This window comes from Lysinibacillus sp. GW823-FHT02G10 (genome assembly GCF_058797135.1).
This window is the reverse complement of record NZ_JBXAJI010000001.1, coordinates 214,326-230,554: the sequence shown is the minus strand read 5'-3', so window position 1 is coordinate 230,554 and position 16,229 is coordinate 214,326. Positions and strand designations below refer to the sequence as shown.

21 protein-coding genes are annotated in these 16,229 nt (G+C 38.3%); 11 read left to right on the top strand and 10 right to left on the bottom strand.

All coding sequences use genetic code 11. The annotated features are described in order from the left end of the window. Positions 1–33: 33 nt before the first annotated feature. Positions 34–591, bottom strand: a complete 558-nt coding sequence (locus AC1RFD_RS01155; RefSeq protein ID WP_048391304.1) for an NUDIX domain-containing protein — start codon at positions 589–591, stop codon at positions 34–36. A gap of 76 nt (positions 592–667) precedes the next feature. On the opposite strand from AC1RFD_RS01155, the gene AC1RFD_RS01150 reads away from it, so the two are divergent. Together AC1RFD_RS01150 and AC1RFD_RS01145 are read left to right on the top strand one after the other, a co-directional pair. Next, a complete protein-coding gene (locus AC1RFD_RS01150) occupies positions 668–1,567 on the top strand; it encodes an aldo/keto reductase (protein WP_288583075.1) in 900 nt (299 codons plus the stop codon). Beyond that, on the top strand, positions 1,564–2,043 hold the full coding sequence (locus AC1RFD_RS01145) for a VanZ family protein (RefSeq protein WP_288583073.1): 480 nt from the start codon (positions 1,564–1,566) through the stop codon (positions 2,041–2,043). The genes AC1RFD_RS01150 and AC1RFD_RS01145 overlap by 4 nt, the downstream gene beginning before the upstream one ends. Before the next feature lie 16 nt (positions 2,044–2,059). Here the strand turns inward: AC1RFD_RS01145 and AC1RFD_RS01140 are convergent, their stop codons facing one another. From AC1RFD_RS01140 to AC1RFD_RS01130, 3 genes are all read right to left on the bottom strand, one after another. After that, positions 2,060–2,566 carry a GNAT family N-acetyltransferase gene (locus AC1RFD_RS01140; RefSeq protein ID WP_048391312.1) on the bottom strand — a complete coding sequence of 169 codons (507 nt, stop codon included), beginning with the start codon at positions 2,564–2,566 and terminating at the stop codon, positions 2,060–2,062. A gap of 178 nt (positions 2,567–2,744) precedes the next feature. After that, positions 2,745–3,011 (bottom strand): YqkE family protein, encoded by a 267-nt coding sequence (locus tag AC1RFD_RS01135; RefSeq protein ID WP_288583070.1) that lies wholly within the window; start codon positions 3,009–3,011, stop codon positions 2,745–2,747. Between the two features lie 23 nt (positions 3,012–3,034). Beyond that, positions 3,035–4,219: an acetyl-CoA C-acetyltransferase gene (locus AC1RFD_RS01130; protein ID WP_326140424.1), complete on the bottom strand. Its 1,185-nt coding sequence runs from the start codon at positions 4,217–4,219 to the stop codon at positions 3,035–3,037. Positions 4,220–4,426: 207 nt separating this feature from the next. On the opposite strand from AC1RFD_RS01130, the gene AC1RFD_RS01125 reads away from it, so the two are divergent. After that, the gene (locus AC1RFD_RS01125) at positions 4,427–5,398 is read left to right on the top strand and encodes an alpha/beta hydrolase (RefSeq protein WP_036080551.1); all 972 of its coding nucleotides are present in this window, start codon (positions 4,427–4,429) and stop codon (positions 5,396–5,398) included. 48 nt (positions 5,399–5,446) lie between these two features. Here the strand turns inward: AC1RFD_RS01125 and AC1RFD_RS01120 are convergent, their stop codons facing one another. The 3 genes from AC1RFD_RS01120 to sirA form a co-directional block, all read right to left on the bottom strand. Continuing rightward, complete coding sequence (locus tag AC1RFD_RS01120; protein ID WP_048391314.1) at positions 5,447–5,950, bottom strand: S-ribosylhomocysteine lyase; 504 nt, start codon at positions 5,948–5,950, stop codon at positions 5,447–5,449. Between the two features lie 110 nt (positions 5,951–6,060). Continuing rightward, positions 6,061–6,279: a YneF family protein gene (locus tag AC1RFD_RS01115; RefSeq protein WP_004232154.1), complete on the bottom strand. Its 219-nt coding sequence runs from the start codon at positions 6,277–6,279 to the stop codon at positions 6,061–6,063. A 98-nt stretch (positions 6,280–6,377) separates the two neighbouring features. Next, positions 6,378–6,803: a sporulation inhibitor of replication protein SirA gene (gene sirA, locus AC1RFD_RS01110; protein WP_004232148.1), complete on the bottom strand. Its 426-nt coding sequence runs from the start codon at positions 6,801–6,803 to the stop codon at positions 6,378–6,380. Between the two features lie 338 nt (positions 6,804–7,141). On the opposite strand from sirA, the gene AC1RFD_RS01105 reads away from it, so the two are divergent. The 6 genes from AC1RFD_RS01105 (at position 7,142) to AC1RFD_RS01080 (ending at position 11,787) form a co-directional block, all read left to right on the top strand. Further along, positions 7,142–7,498, top strand: coding sequence for a lmo0954 family membrane protein (locus AC1RFD_RS01105; protein ID WP_048391315.1), 357 nt, complete (start codon positions 7,142–7,144; stop codon positions 7,496–7,498). 15 nt (positions 7,499–7,513) lie between these two features. After that, positions 7,514–8,152, top strand: coding sequence for a PspA/IM30 family protein (locus tag AC1RFD_RS01100; protein WP_054550598.1), 639 nt, complete (start codon positions 7,514–7,516; stop codon positions 8,150–8,152). A gap of 135 nt (positions 8,153–8,287) precedes the next feature. Then, positions 8,288–9,403, top strand: coding sequence for an alpha/beta hydrolase (locus AC1RFD_RS01095; RefSeq protein ID WP_492474425.1), 1,116 nt, complete (start codon positions 8,288–8,290; stop codon positions 9,401–9,403). 56 nt (positions 9,404–9,459) lie between these two features. Continuing rightward, positions 9,460–10,143: a cell wall-active antibiotics response protein LiaF gene (gene liaF / locus AC1RFD_RS01090; RefSeq protein ID WP_004232142.1), complete on the top strand. Its 684-nt coding sequence runs from the start codon at positions 9,460–9,462 to the stop codon at positions 10,141–10,143. Next, the gene (locus AC1RFD_RS01085) at positions 10,140–11,180 is read left to right on the top strand and encodes a sensor histidine kinase (protein ID WP_016992954.1); all 1,041 of its coding nucleotides are present in this window, start codon (positions 10,140–10,142) and stop codon (positions 11,178–11,180) included. The genes liaF and AC1RFD_RS01085 overlap by 4 nt, the downstream gene beginning before the upstream one ends. After that, positions 11,155–11,787 carry a response regulator transcription factor gene (locus tag AC1RFD_RS01080; protein ID WP_054550596.1) on the top strand — a complete coding sequence of 211 codons (633 nt, stop codon included), beginning with the start codon at positions 11,155–11,157 and terminating at the stop codon, positions 11,785–11,787. Before AC1RFD_RS01085 ends, AC1RFD_RS01080 begins: the two co-directional genes overlap by 26 nt. Positions 11,788–11,832: 45 nt before the next feature. Here the strand turns inward: AC1RFD_RS01080 and AC1RFD_RS01075 are convergent, their stop codons facing one another. The 3 genes from AC1RFD_RS01075 to AC1RFD_RS01065 form a co-directional block, all read right to left on the bottom strand. Next, on the bottom strand, positions 11,833–12,480 hold the full coding sequence (locus AC1RFD_RS01075; protein ID WP_066036594.1) for an HAD family hydrolase: 648 nt from the start codon (positions 12,478–12,480) through the stop codon (positions 11,833–11,835). Positions 12,481–12,589: 109 nt separating this feature from the next. Then, the gene (tkt, locus tag AC1RFD_RS01070) at positions 12,590–14,584 is read right to left on the bottom strand and encodes a transketolase (protein ID WP_048391318.1); all 1,995 of its coding nucleotides are present in this window, start codon (positions 14,582–14,584) and stop codon (positions 12,590–12,592) included. A gap of 127 nt (positions 14,585–14,711) precedes the next feature. Then, on the bottom strand, positions 14,712–14,945 hold the full coding sequence (locus AC1RFD_RS01065; RefSeq protein WP_004232132.1) for a DUF896 domain-containing protein: 234 nt from the start codon (positions 14,943–14,945) through the stop codon (positions 14,712–14,714). Between the two features lie 187 nt (positions 14,946–15,132). On the opposite strand from AC1RFD_RS01065, the gene AC1RFD_RS01060 reads away from it, so the two are divergent. Continuing rightward, entirely contained in the window at positions 15,133–15,666 is a 534-nt protein-coding gene (locus tag AC1RFD_RS01060) for a GNAT family N-acetyltransferase (RefSeq protein ID WP_103117633.1), read from the top strand. Position 15,667: 1 nt separating this feature from the next. Beyond that, positions 15,668–16,201, top strand: coding sequence for a DJ-1/PfpI family protein (locus tag AC1RFD_RS01055; RefSeq protein ID WP_048391323.1), 534 nt, complete (start codon positions 15,668–15,670; stop codon positions 16,199–16,201). The last annotated feature ends 28 nt before the right edge of the window (positions 16,202–16,229 follow it).

Sequence of the window (16,229 nt, the reverse complement as noted above, 5' to 3'; positions counted from 1 at the left end):
AAGGTTTGTACAGCTTATGCTCGTCCGTCTCTATTATGCTAAAAGATTATTTTCTAAATTTGCAGCTAGCCATAGCACTGCGAATGCTGTTTTAGCATCATATATACGCTGGTCAGCCACCATTACTTGTGCTTCTTCCAACGAAACTTCTAATAGTTCGACAAATTCATCCTCATCTAAATCTGCTTTATTGTCTATTGTATATAATCCCCTCGCCACAAACAAATGAAGAACTTCATCCGCAAAGCCTGGTGATGTTGCAAATGTTTGTAAAAAAGTAAGTTGATGCGCGCCATAACCTGTTTCTTCCTCTAATTCTCGACGTGCTGTCATCACTGGCTCCTCACCTGGCTCTAGCTTTCCAGCTGGAATTTCAATAATAGAACGCTCCAGCGCTTTGCGGTATTGTTCTACTAACACTAGTTTACCCTCGTCCGTAACAGCAATCACCGCTACGGCACCTGGATGCTTAATGATTTCACGTTTTGCAACCTGTCCATTTGGTAAAGTGACATCATCAATTTGTAGTTTTATTATTCTACCGTCATAGATCGGTGTCGTTTTCGTTGTTTTTTCCTCAAACTTTTTCATTGACGATAACCTCGCTTGTTCTTCAGATATGTTCATTGTACCATTACAAGTAGAGAAATCGAAGGAGGTCATTCGTATGAAAAAAAGACAGCTTGGTACAAGTGAATTGTTTATTTCAGAGATTAGTTTAGGAGGCATGTCTCTTTCGACAGATAAAACACAAGCAGCTGCCATTGTCGATATGGCATTAGATGCTGGCATTAACTATATAGATACAGCTGATTTATATGATTATGGTGCAAATGAAGAGATTATTGGCGCAACGTTAGGTAAGCGTCGTCATGATGTCATCCTAGCAACAAAGGTAGGTAATCGGTGGGCAGAAGGGGTAGATGGCTGGCATTGGGATGCATCACCATCCTATATAAAAGAAGCTGTCCATGCTAGCTTACGACGTTTAGGAACAGACTACATTGATGTATATCAATTACACGGTGGCACAATCGAAGATGATTGGGACGGGATAATTGACACATTTGAAGGACTGAAAAAAGAAGGGCTCATTCGTGAATATGGTATATCCTCCATTCGTCCTAATGTATTGCAGCGATTTTTACCTGCAAGCTCGGCTAGAAGCGTCATGATGCAATACAGTGCTCTCGATCGCCGCCCTGAAGAATGGTTTAACTTTATTGCGAAACAGGGTGCTTCTGTTGTAACACGTGGCACAGTGGCAAAGGGCTTATTAACAAATAGCTGGCAACAACGTCTTCAACATGTTAATGGTTTTAACACCTATACTGCTGAGGAGTTAACAACAACGTTAACAGACTTAGCTTTACACTATGATAACTTGCATGCTTTGGCTATCGCTTTTAATCTAAAAGAGCCAACAATCGCTTCTACGGTCATTGGCGCAAGCTCTCAACAACAACTAGCACAAACGCTTGCTTCCTACGAGAAAATTAATTCTATAACAGATTTCAAGGTAGCTAATGAGCTAACAAAAAATGAGTACTATCAAGAACATCGATGAAAAAATGGCTAATTTTACTCATTTGTCTAGTTGTACTAGTAATCTCCTCTAGTATGACCTATGAGCAACAGAGTATACTACCAGAATTAGAAGATTTGCTCGCCAATAAACCTTTTGAAAAACAACTATCTATTTTAAAAATTCCCTATTGGGGAACCATCGTTTCAGTGGAAGAGCGAGGTTATTTTCCATTTGTAGAGTTTTTAATTCGTAAATTGACACACTTCATGGGATTTGGGTGCATCGCACTTGGCCTTTACTTCGCCTGGGGAAAAAGACGTTTTGCAGCAAGTATTGCTATCGGTGGAACGGCTACAATCGCGGCGCTTGATGAATTTCGTCAAAGCTTTACGCCAGGTCGTACAATGAGTGCTCAAGATGTGCTTGTCGATACAACTGGAGCCATTGTTTTTGTTAGTCTCGTTGTTGCACTAAGAAAAATACTCAAAAATAAAAGACAAAAGGCTCAATTATAGCCTTTTGTCTTTTATTTTAAAGGTGGAACCGCCAAAAATAGAGGGACTTCGTTTCTTTAAACAAGACAGCCCCTGCTTTTTCCAAAACTCGATGGGAAGCCATATTTTCTTTTTCCGTGTCAGCGATAACGTATTTTGCATTTGGCTGATGGAGTAACCAGTCTTTAAGAGCTATGATTGATTCTGTCATATAGCCCTGCCCCATATAAGGAGGCAAAGTATAATACCCGATCACAACTTCCCCTTGCTCATTTGGCGTACCTTTTAGCATTATGCCACCAACAGCACAATTTTTTTCTTTTAATACAAGTAACCAATTCGTATGCCATAGATAATTTGGCTCATCTTCTAATACTTTGCAAAGTCTAAAATACAGGGCTTGTTTAAGCTCGCAATCTAAACTCCCTACACCTTTACTTAATGACAACTCCGCCGCCATTTGCTCCTCATGCTCTATTAGTAAATTAAGATACTTAGCGTTTAAAGGAATTAATCTTATTCTTTCTGTTTGTAATTCTACCATGTTGGTCTCCTAACATAATTTAATTGATACTAAACTACAATTAGGTATATGTTATTGGCAGCGTCTCCCGTTCTTTTAAATTCAAAGACCTCTCCCTCTATATCGACCACAGCCATATAAATTTTATGCTGTAAAATACAAAACAGTGAACCCACTTATGTGAATTCACTGTTCTCTCTTAATATTTAGTACCTTTATCGCCGTATTCGTTTAAAAGTTCTTCAAACGATTTGTTTTTTTCTCGTTGTTTACGTTCAAAAGCTAGTTTTGCCTGACGCTCTTCTTCTGCCGCCTGCTCTTTAGCAGTTAAATCTTGCTTCGCTGCTTTTAATTTTGCTAGCACATCTCCACCTAGCTGATCTGCTAATGTAACGGCCTCTTGCTTAGGTAGGCTAGCTGTTATGCTATTGTCAGTATGTTGTTGCTGTTTTCGTTTCTTTCCCATTTCTATTCACCTTCTTATTGACATCAAGGGCGCTTCACAACTGTTGCTACGCCTTGTCCACCACCGATACATAATGTGGCTAAGCCCGTTTTCACATCACGCTTTTCCATCTCATGTAATAGCGTTACCAAAATCCGAGCACCACTAGCACCGATTGGGTGACCAAGAGCAATGGCACCCCCGTTAACATTTAGTTTATCATGATTAAAGCTTAATTCACGATCTACAGCAATTGATTGTGCTGCAAATGCTTCATTTGCTTCAATTAAATCGATATCGTTTAAAGTAACCTCAGCCTTTGTCAGCGCTTTTTGTACTGCTTTTACAGGACCTGTCCCCATAATTGCAGGATCTACACCAGCACTAGCATTCGCTGTAATGATCGCCATCGGTTGAATACCTAGCTCTTGTGCTTTTTCCTTTGACATCACCACTACTGCTGCCGCACCATCATTTATACCAGACGCGTTCGCTGCTGTGACAGAGCCATCCTTTTTAAATGCTGGTCGTAGCTTACCTAATGATTCCGCTGTCACACCTGCTCGTGGAAATTCATCTTTATTGAAAAGCAGTGGCTCTCCCTTGCGCTGTGGAATCTCGACAGCAACGATTTCATTTTCAAACTTGCCCGCTGCAATTGCTGCCTCTGCACGTTGCTGAGAACGAGCTGCAAAAGCATCCTGCTCTTCTCGAGAGATTTGATACATATCACATAAATTTTCAGCTGTAATGCCCATATGATAATCGTTAAAAGCACACCATAGGCCATCATGAATCATTGTATCTACTACCTTTTGGTCGCCCATTCGGAAGCCTTCTCGTGCATTTTTTAAGACGTATGGAGCCTGGCTCATATTTTCAAATCCACCTGCAACAACAATCTCTGCATCTCCCGCTATAATAGCCTGTGTTGCTAAATGAACAGCCTTTAAACCTGATCCACATACTTTATTAATTGTTAAGGCTGATACCTCTTGAGGTAACCCCGCTTTAATTGCCGCTTGTCGCGCTGGATTTTGTCCAAGTCCAGCCGATAAAACATTCCCCATAATGACCTCATCGACCTGTTCTCCTGCTACGCCAGCACGCGCTAATGCTTCTTTAATGACAATGCTACCTAACGTTGTCGCTGGTACATCTTTTAATGTCCCCTGAAATGAGCCGATTGCAGTACGCACCGCACTCACGATTACTACCTCGTTTGTCATAATCATTCTCCCCTTTTCCCCGTTCAAGAATCAACACTGCATGCATATGCTACTAGCAGATATGTATATTTTAACAAATATTATGACGATTTTCGATAATAGAAATAATCGCAGTTTTGCCAAAGATATTGTAAAATGTTGACGTGTTTTAAACAATCTTAGTTGGGAACATTACAAATAAGAAACAGCATGTGGAGGTGTTTTATGATGAAAAAGAAGATGCTTTTATTCTCTGGTATTACAACAACGCTAGCCGCCGCTGCAACAGGTCTGTTCGGCTTCGCGCTTTCCAATAAATTAATGTATATCCAACAAAAAGACCCTGAATTTATACGGGAACGAGAAACGACCGCAAAGCGCTTTGATGAGGCTTGGTACAATAAAAACTTGAAATGTGAACTGAATATTGATTCTCCAAATGGCTATACAATTCGAGGCATTATGTTTCAGCCATTGCAAACAAATAACACTATCATCATTTGCCATGGTGTTACCGAAAATAAAATAAATTCCGTGAAATATGCTCGCCTTTTTGAAAGACTTGGCTATAATTCTGTTATATTTGACCACCGTCGCCATGGTGAATCTGGAGGCAAAACAACCAGCTATGGCTACTATGAGAAAAACGATCTTGATGCCGTGGTGAAAACAGTAAAAGCCATGATTGGAGAGGATGCTATACTTGGCATTCACGGTGAATCGATGGGTGCTGCAACCATGCTCCTCTATGCAGGAACAGTCGAGGATGGCGCTGATTTTTATATCTCAGATTGCGCGTTCTCCGACTTTTCTATGTTACTCAAACAAATTGCAAAAACTGAATTTAAATATGGCTCCATTATTCCTATTCGTTTTGCTGACTTTTTTGTTCGGCTTAGAGATGGTTACTCATTTAAAAGTGTAACACCTGCCGAAGCCGTCACACATATTGAAAAACCTGTGCTCTTTATCCATAGTATTCCCGATACATTTATTCCAGCTTCCATGTCACTTGATCTCTACAATAAAAAAACCGGTCCAAAAAAATTAAAACTTTTTGATACGGGGGCACATGCACAGTCCTTTAATGAAAATATGGATGAATATGAGGATTTAATTCATGATTTTTTAGACAATTTTATTTATCAAAAAATCAATCGGGATTCTTCTTCTTCCAATGTCATTCCATTCCATTTTTAGGGCAATGAAAAACCTTGCGTCATTTTACTCGCAAGGTTTTTATTTTATTTAATCTTCAAAAATAATATGCCATTCATCACGTTTCGCTAAAAACTCTTTCGCTAATGCTTGGGCCCCTTCTAAACTATGGCTAGCAGCCCAGCCACATTGCACTTCATTGCAGGCAGGCACTGCGGTTGCTTTTGTCACATCTGTAAATGTGTTCTCTAAAATAGCTAATAAATCCTCATAATCATTATGATTGATCAAGGACACATAGAAGCCTGTTTGACAACCCATTGGACTGAAATCAACAATATGATCAGAGTAATTACGGATAATGTCAGCAGATAAATGCTCTAAAGAATGTAATGCAGGCATTTCCATATGCTCCTTATTTGGCTGTTTAAAGCGAATATCGTATTTATATACTTCATCGCCATTTTTGCCCGTTTTCACACCTGCTAAACGAACATAAGGTGCCTTCACTTTTGTATGATCTAGATCAAAACTTTCTACATTTGTTTTTTCTTTTTGCAATATACACAACTCCCTTCCGTATAGTAACTCCATTATACATAGTTTCCCGATAGAGTTGTATGATTTTTAAGAATTATTTAAATACTATTAAAAATAAAAAAACAACTAGTTAAGCTTGAACTAGTTGCTCGGAACATTCCAAATTACTTCTGGAATTTATTCATTTGCGCCATCATTTGACGTACTTGCTTTTCAGACGGCGTACGACCCATTTGCGCCATCATCATACGAATCATTTGCTCATTAATAGGTGGGTTTTCTTTCAAATATTTCATCATAGCTTGACGAGCGAAATAGAAACCAAGTGCTGCGCCCGCTGCTAATGCGATAATTACGATAATAATCCAGCCCCATGTAGGCATACAACCAACCTCCTCCACTACAATATACCGAGAAAAACTCTCCACGCTCCATTATACACCAAATAATAGCGTGTTACTATATATTGTAGTGAATTTTCCTAGTGCATTGTATACTTCATCGGCTTTAACCACCCACACTCATTATCCTGTTTATTAAAAGCAATAAAACGTTCACTCATTTTAGCAAGCATTTGAAATAAATCTAAATCTAGCATTCGCGAACCTTCGCAATAAACACAAATTTTACGATCTACTAAATAAATAGCCATTTTACCTTTGATCGGATGTTCTAAAAACAAAGCATTACGAGCTCTTTCTAGGTGTGCATATTTGGAATCAAGTTGATGCTCTAACATGGCTGCAATCTCCTCAAAACGAACGGATTCACATATATATGCAAGCTCTTTTAAGGATTTCTCATTGGCATCTTCACAACCTTGCATCATCTCTAATAACTTACGCTCTCTGCCAAAAATAAACGTTAAATGCTCTTCTTTTATCTTATATATCGAATAGGTTCTCACCAGAAATCCTCCTTCGCTCAGTTTCTTTTTCATAAGTATAGCTCATTCAATCTTGTTTATTTGTCAAACGAAGGAGGGATCTCTCTTCTATTTTTGTCGAAAAAATTCTAGTTTCGGGTCTATAAATGACTTTATGACAAATGGTATTTTCAACCAAAAATAATTAATATTTTTCCAAAAACAAGAAAAAGTCTTATTAAACACGGCTAAAAACCTTCTATTTTGGCTGCTTAGATGGATCTCAGCCTCAAGACCTAGTTCAAAATCAATTTCGAGTCCGTTTTAGACAATCTTGTAAATAGGTAACATAAAGGTACAAACGAAAGGAGCTAAAACAAATGAAAAAATTTCTTTTATTAACTGGAGGCGTCATTGCAGCATGTGTTGCACTAGCGTTAATTGGACCACTGGCGGGGTTACTATTCTCTGGATTATTTGTAGCACTGGGCATGCACTTCTACATTGCTAGTAAGTCATCTTTCGGTAAAATTTTCTGGTTTACAGTTGGTCTAATCGGTGTCCTATCAGCAGTGTCTAACATTCCAGCAATGGTAGGACTTGCTGCCATCGCCATTATCTATGTTATCTATAAAAAATGGAATGGCGAAGATGTAAAAATCCCTACAATTGAAGGAAAAAAAGAAGAAGATCCGTTTACAAACTTTGAAAAAGAATGGTCAAATTTAACAAAATAAAAGGAGCGATTTTAAATGAACTTATTTCAACGTTTTAGATATACAGTAGAGGCAGACTTACACCAATTATTTGATAAGAAGGAACAAAAAAATCCGATTGCGATGTTAAATCAATACATTCGTGAAGCAGAAAAGCAAACAGAACAAACAGGCAAATTATTAGAGCGACAAGGGCAATTAAAAGAAAAGCTAGAACAAGAATATAAAGAAAACGCAGATTTACTAGCGAAACGTGAATCTCAATTAGCATTAGCAAAATCTAGCGGAGAGCAGGACTTAATTGATTTCGCTACGGATGAAGTAACAGCTTATTCAGCTCGTAACCTTACATTACAAGCTAGCATTGAAGCAAGTACTCGTGAATACTTCGAGCTCGAGCGTAAATTTGAAACAATGAAGCATAAAATTAAAGATATGAAAGTACGTCAATTACAGCTGATGGGGAAAGAAAATGTAACTCGCGCCCATCATCAAATGGATGGAATGATTGCCAAAAATAATAAAACAAACTTTGAAGATTTAGAAGCATATATCGATAAATTAGCTTATCAAATCGATAAAGACCATGAGCTTACAACTTTTGAGGCAAGACTGGCAGAATTAGAAAAAAAAGCAGTAGAAGAAAGCTCACCACTGCTAATTGAAAGTAAATAACATGGTATAATATAAACAGATAAGGGATGCCTCTATTTAGGAAGCATCCCATTTCTTTGAAGAAAAACAGTGTAGTTCCAAATCCTTAATATGTGATTTTACTTGCGATTAATACTGGAAAAGGAATTAACTAAGATGAAAATTAAAAAGTGGGTCCATCATATGATTAAAATCTGCCTTTTTGTTTTAATTTTTCTCCTCGTACTTTCAATCTGTTTATTGTGTTATCGTTCCATTGTTCAACAGCAGATAAAGCAACAAAGTACGGCCATTATTGAAAATGGTGGTATTAGTGAACTAAAAGAAATAACTGTCAATGGAGGTAAACAATTTATACTAGTAGAGGGGCAAGATAAAGAAAGACCATTTTGTTTATTCCTTCATGGTGGCCCTGGCTCCCCATTTCCATATGGGGTAAGTGCTAGAACGCTGTTTCCTGAGATTACAGAGAACTGCGTAGCTGTATTTTATGATCAACGGGGGTCTGGTAAAAGTTATAATAAAAACTTATCATTAAACACAATGAACTTAGCTCAATTCACAGAAGATGCTAATAGTATTGTGGATTTTATAAGAGTACATTACAAACAGGAAAAGATCTTTATCATTGGGCAATCTTTTGGAACAGTAATCGGAACACAATTAATAGCTAGATATCCCGAAAAGTTTCACGCTTATTTAGGCATTTCTCAATTAACGAATCCAACAAAGGGACAGGAACTTGGTTATGAGTGGCTAAAGAACGAAGCCCAAGCAATTGACGATGAGAAAACTCTTAGAATTTTGGAGAGTTTTGATAAAAAACCCTATCTTGAAGAAGATGAAGACCAGTTTAGTAAACTTATCAATCAATATAAAGGAATGAATTATTCTGATGATACCATAGAAAAGGTGAACCTTTTTAATTTAATCAAAGGGGCTTTCACTTCACCTGACTATTCTTTACAAGATATTTATCATGCATTTATTTCTGGTCCCCAATTTAGTCTTATCGAAAGCAAGGAATTAAAAAAAGAAATTATCCTTACTAATTTTTTTGAAACTGTTAAAACTATAGAAATCCCTGTTTATCTTATTCATGGAATATATGATAAACAGGCAAATTATGAATTATCTAAACAATATTACGAGATTTTAGATGCACCAAATGGCAAGGAGTTTATCACATTACAACACTCTGCTCACTATCCAAACAAACTTGATGTCACACTAATAAATGACACATTGAAAAAAATGCTTGAAAGGTATTAAAGCATGTAGAGAAGTTCAGCTTCTCACATCAATTTCTAGAAGGAAGGGTGACCCTCATGCAAAATTTCACAACAAATAAGCTCACATTTTGGGTTCTTTGCTTCTTTTTACTCGTCTTTGTGGAGCTAACTATATTTAATAATGGTGGTGCCTTCTGTTTATTGATTGGGGCTGTACTTCTTTATTTGAGTTTTTCCAAAAAAGTTCGATTTTTTAAATGGACAGGAATTTTCTTTATTGCCATTGCTTTGTTCACGATGTGGAGCTTACGTTTATTTATCGTCATCATGCTCTTATATATGCTCTATCAATACTTGCAAAGAGAAAACGAGCCAAAAGTAGTTGGTGCAGAGCTATTTGAAAAGCTTCCTGCAATTAAAAATGACCTAATTGGCACAATGCCAGCGCCTATAGAAGCTTATAAATGGCAAGATGTACAAATTCAGCGCCTTGCAGGAGATATTACCATTGATACAACGCAAACGATTTTACCAGCTGGCACTAGTCTTATTACAATTCGACAAGGTATCGGTAAAGTTCAAATCTATGTTCCTTATGAAATTCCATTCCGTTTACAGTATACGACGTTATTTGGTGAGCTCTCCTGCTTACACGTAGGGCCGCAACGTATAGTAAATGAAAGTATTACTTTCTCAGACGGCAACCCTGAGGATGCTAAACGTGTACTGATTATTCATGTCGCAACCTGGCTTGGAGATTTGGAGGTGCTACGAAAATGATAGCATTTATCTCAAGATTATTTACATTATTTTTTATTTTAATGAGTGCTGTTTTCGGTCTTCTTGTTGCACTATGGGGCAATCCTGATGAAAAAACATGGGAGCCCTTATGGCAGCAGAATTACGATAATATCCCTCTAGGTGGCATCATCATAGTTAGCCTGTTTATACTTAGCTTCCTGTTTGCTAGCTGGATCAGTATGACTGCAAGGGCACGAGAAGCGCAGGCAACACGAATAGTGAAACAACTGATCGAGCCTGATTTTGTTTTTCCTAAAAAACAAGCTCTTCCGAAATCGTTAAAAAAAGCACTTGTCCAAACGAGTGAATTAATTGATACGCAACGTAAAAGTTTACAGCGTTTGTCCAATGAACGGGCTGAGGCCAATGATAAAATTATTCAGGAGCGTATTATTGCTGAACGCCAACGACTAGCTAGAGAACTCCATGATTCTGTGTCACAACAACTATTTGCTGCCTCTATGTTACTATCTGCATTAACTGAAAATGACGAACATGCTACTAGCTTAAAACAGGTGGAGAAAATCGTTCAGCAGGCACAGCTAGAAATGCGTGCATTACTGCTACACTTACGGCCTGTTGCTTTACACAATAAAACATTGGCACAAGGCTTAGAGGAATTGATTATTGAACTTCAGCAAAAAGTTTATTTCCATATAGAATATGAATTAGAAGAAATGGCCTTAACTAAAGCAGAGGAAGATCATTTATTTCGTATTGCACAAGAGGCACTCTCCAATACGCTGCGTCATGCCAAAGCAAGTGAGGTGGAATTACTTCTTGTGGCACGAGACGACTTAGCTATTTTACGAATTCAAGATAATGGTTTAGGCTTTGATGTGGAGGAAGATAAATCCACATCATACGGTTTACAAAACATAGCTGAACGAGCAGTTGAAATTGGCTGCACCTATAAAATTGTATCAGTGCCTGGTGAAGGAACAATTGTAGAGGTTAAAATTCCTTTACAAAAAGAGGAGGTCAATGTCGATGATACAAGTGCTCATAGTGGATGATCATGAAATGGTACGGATTGGTGTGTCAGCCTACCTTTCAGCACAGCCGGATATTACGGTTGTAGGTGAGGCTGAGAACGGTAAAGAGGCTGTGGAACGTGCCCTATCGCTAAGGCCTGATATTATTTTAATGGATAATGTGATGCCTGTTATGACAGGAGCAGAGGCAACAGTGGAAATATTAGCAGCATGGCCTGAGGCCAAAATCATGATGGTGACTAGTTTTTTAGATGATGATAAAGTATATCCTGCCTTAGAGGCTGGCGCGGTAAGCTATATTTTAAAAACATCTAATGCCAAACAAATTGCAGATGCTATTCGAAAAACGATGGGTGGCGAAACGGTATTAGAGCCAGAGGTCACTTCCAAAATGATGCACCGCATGCGCCACGGCAATAGTACGCCACTATACGAACAATTGACTGAACGTGAAATGGAAGTATTATTGCTAATGGCCCAGGGTAAAGCCAATCAGGAAATCGCTGATGAGCTATATATTGCCTTGAAAACGGTAAAAACACATGTTAGTAATATTTTAGCAAAGCTAGAAGTTCAAGATCGTACTCAAGCCGTCGTCTACGCCTTCCAAAACGGACTTGCTAAATAATCCTACATAAAAAAACTGCATGCTGACATGCAGTTTTTCGTGTTTTTAGAGGTATTTTAGGAGATCATTTACATGGTCCGCAATATATGTAGGCTCTTCATTTTTTAATTCTTCTAGCGACCCAAAACCATATGTCACACCGATGGCATCGATTTGATTTTCACGAGCCCCTATCAAATCATATTTTCGATCCCCAATCATAATAAATTGCTCTTTTGGATAGGAATCAAGTTGTTGAAGTACCTCTGCAATAATCTCACCTTTGGCAGAACGTGAACCATCTAAGTGACTTCCTACGACAAGATCGAAATAGGACTCTAGCTGAAAATACTTTATGATTTGTTCCGCAAAGACAGTTGGTTTTGAGGTGGCAATAGTTAGTATATATCCTTGTTGCTTTAAATGAGCTAACAAAGCTGGAATATCTTCATATAGTTTATTTTCAAACATTCCCCTTTCCGTAAATCGTTCTCGGTAATCTCTAATTGCTTGCGTTATTTGTGTATCATTGAATCCATAGATTTCTTGAAAAGATACTTGTAATGGTGGTCCAATGAATGGTTCCAGTTCATCCAAATCATTCACCATGACGCCCGCCTTCTGTAAAGCATGTTGCACTGATTTAGTGATTCCTATTTTGGGATCAGATAATGTTCCATCTAGGTCAAATAACACAACTTTATAGTTCTTCATTCGCTCACCCTTTTTATGGAGTTTTCACATACTGTGTTTGCTGCTAAAAAAAGTACCACAACACTCAGTTGATGTTTAAATCGCTGAGTATTGTGGTATTTGTTGTAAATTATAGTGCTTTCACTTTTGCTACTACGTTTTCAACAGTGAAGCCGTATTTTTCCATTACTAATTCACCCGGAGCAGATGCACCGAACTTATCAATTGCTAGAACATCGCCTTCAAAGCCAGTATATTTATGCCAACCGAATGATGCCCCCATTTCAATTGCAAGACGTTTTGTAACAGCTTTTGGTAGAACAGATTCTTTGTAAGCTGCGTCTTGTTTTTCGAAGCGATCCATAGATGGCATAGAAACAACTGCTACATCTATACCGTCTGCTTTTAATGCTTTTTGTGCTTCGACAGCAAGCGAAACCTCAGAGCCTGTTGCAATTAAAATAGCATCTGCCACTTCTTTTGCAGCTGGAGACACTGTGTAAGCACCCTTTGCTACGCCCTCACGTACTGTTTCAATAGAAGCGTCAAGAACAGGTAAGTTTTGACGAGATAATACAAGAACAGTTGGTGTTTTTTCTGCTGCTACTGCAAGCTCCCACGCAACTGCTGATTCATTTGCATCCGCAGGGCGAATAACAGATAGGTTTGGCATTGCACGTAATGATGCAAGGTGTTCGATTGGTTCATGTGTTGGACCATCTTCCCCTACTGCAATCGAATCATGTGTGAATACATATGTTACAGGAAGACCCATTAATGCAGATAGACGAATTGCAGGACGAACGTAATCAGAGAATACGAAGAATGTACCACCGAATACATTTAAACCACCGTGAAGAGCCATTCCGTTCATAGCAGCACCCATTGCAAATTCACGAACACCGAACCAGATGTTACGTCCAGCATAGTCGTCTGCTGAGAAATCTCCTGCACCCTTCATCGTTGTTTTATTGGAGCCAGCAAGGTCAGCTGAACCACCAAAGAATGAAGGTGTTTTCTTCGCAATAGCATTAATTGCATCGCCTGAAGAAGAACGAGTTGCTACAGATTTACCAGCTTCATATACAGGTAACTCAGAAGCAAAGTCTTCTGGTAATTCACCATTCATCGCTTTCTCGAATTGAGCTGCTAACGCTGGGAATTCTTCTTTGTATGCAGCAAATTTTGCATTCCAAGCTTCCTCTGGTTGTGCGCCTTGTACTTCAGCAGCCGCATTAAATGTATCGTAAACTTCTGCAGGAATTTGGAATGGTTCATGTGCCCACTCATAGGCAGCTTTCGTTAAGACAACTTCATCTGTACCAAGTGGTGCACCGTGAGAATCTGCTTTACCAGATTTATTTGGAGAACCAAAACCAATCACTGTTTTCACTTCAATTAATGTTGGCTTGCCAGTAGATTTTTTGGCTTCTTCAATGGCTGCATTAATAGCATCTACATCTGTACCATCTGCCACTTTTAAATAATTCCAACCATAAGATTCAAAGCGTTTTTGAACGTTTTCTGAAAATGACTTTTCTAAGTCACCATCTAAAGAAATATCATTAGAATCGTAAAGCACGATTAATTTTTCAAGTTTTAAGTGACCAGCTAATGAAATCGCCTCTGCTGCTACGCCTTCCATTAAGTCACCATCGCCACATAACGCAAATGTGTAGTGGTCAACAATGTCATGACCTGGTTTATTGTAAGTAGCCGCTAAATGGCGCTCAGCCATTGCCATACCAACAGTCATAGCGATTCCTTGCCCAAGAGGACCAGTTGTTGCCTCTACCCCTACTGTATGACCATATTCAGGATGTCCTGGTGTTAATGAATCCCATTGGCGGAAGTTTTGAATTTCTTCCATTGGTAAACCATAGCCTCCAAGGTGAAGTAAGCTGTATAAAAGCATTGAGCCATGACCTGCTGATAGTACAAAACGATCACGGTTAAACCATTTTGGATTTGCTGGATTATGGCGTAATTGTTTTGTCCAAAGCGTATAAGCCATTGGCGCTGCTCCCATTGGTAAACCTGGGTGACCAGAATTTGCTTTTTCAATAGCATCGATTGACAAAGTTCGGATAGCATTAATTGCTAAAAGATCCGCGTGTTGAGTCATTATATTGTGACATCCTTTCTCGTCCTATATATTGTTCTTTTACAGTTTAGTCAACATTGCTTTAGAAAACAATGCTTTTTGTTATACTATTTGCGTTTTCATACATACTTTATTGAATTGTGTCACATTAATTTAGAAATTTATTTTTTTGTGCTTGTTTTACCTTCTCAGGAGTTACATCATTTCCTTCTGCATCGACCACTTTAACGTTTTCAATCGTATCTCGCATCGTTGCTCTAAACGTATCTAAATACTCCTTGCGAAGCGCTGTGCGCTCCTTTGCTTCTTCCTCTGTTAATTGTCCGCTTTTCGCTTTAGCAGATAATTCATTAATTCGGTTAATTTTTTCCTTTGATAACATGGTTACACACCTTTCAGTACCTAGCTTAATGACCTCAGTATGCAAAGTATAGCATGGTTTCCCTTAAAATGCAGTTATACCAACCCTTAAAAACACTTCTTAGCCATTATTTACATGACTTCCAGAAGTTAGAGGTGTATAACTAATAATAAAAGGAAAAATTTGATAGATAATAGGAGGAGCTATCATGAACATCACAACACCTAGACTACTTATTCGAACATTTGAAGCCCAAGATTGGCAGGCTGTTTATAGCTATATGTCCGACAAAACGGTCATGCACTATATGCCAGAGGGTGTGTTGAATGAAGATCAGGTTCAAAATTTCGTAACAGAGAATAGCAACGAGCAAGCAAAACATTTCGCCATTGTTTTACGTGAACAACAGCGAGTCATTGGTCATCTTGTTTTCCACAAATACTTTGGCGACCATACGTATGAAATTGGATGGGTTATGAATCCTGCCTATCATAATCATGGCTATGCTTCTGAAGCTGCTCAGGCCCTATTAGATCACGGCTTTAATAAAATGAAACTTCATCGAATTATTGCCACATGCCAGCCAGAAAATATCGCTTCTTACCGAGTAATGGAAAAAATAGGAATGCGCCAAGAAGGATTTTTCAAAAAATGCATTCCTCATGGAGAGACTTGGTGGGATGAATACTATTACGCTATTTTAGAGGAAGAATGGAACAATCTAAAGGTAAGAGGTGTATGAAATGAAGAAAACTGCGGTGTTATTATACCCACAATTTAGTGAATATGAATTGAGTGTTGCTTTGTCCATATTAATGCAAGGCGGTAAACCCATCATCACACTTGGATCGAATACCAAACCTATCAGAGGAGAATCTGGTTTAAATTGTATAGCCGATTTATCCGTGAATGAGGTAGAGCTTGACGATATTGATAGTCTACTATTACCAGGCTGTATGGATATTTCTACATTACAACTTGAAGAGAGCTTACTAGACTTCATTCGTCTTCTATCTGCAAAAGGAGGAATGATTGCAAGTATTTCTAGCTCCCCTTACCTATTAGCAAAAGCAGGGGTCTTAAAGAACAAAAAATATACAGTAGGACTACCTTTAGATGGCATGGAGCAGTTAGGATGCTTTGAACTTCATAACTATTCAGATGAACTAGTGGTACAAGATGGAAATATCATTACAGCAAGAGGAAGAGGTTTTATTCCTTTCGGTATTTGTTTCGGGCATGCGTTAAAGCTAAATTTTGATGAAAATTGGTATTAAGTGATGATTTAAAACCCAAATGTCCAAT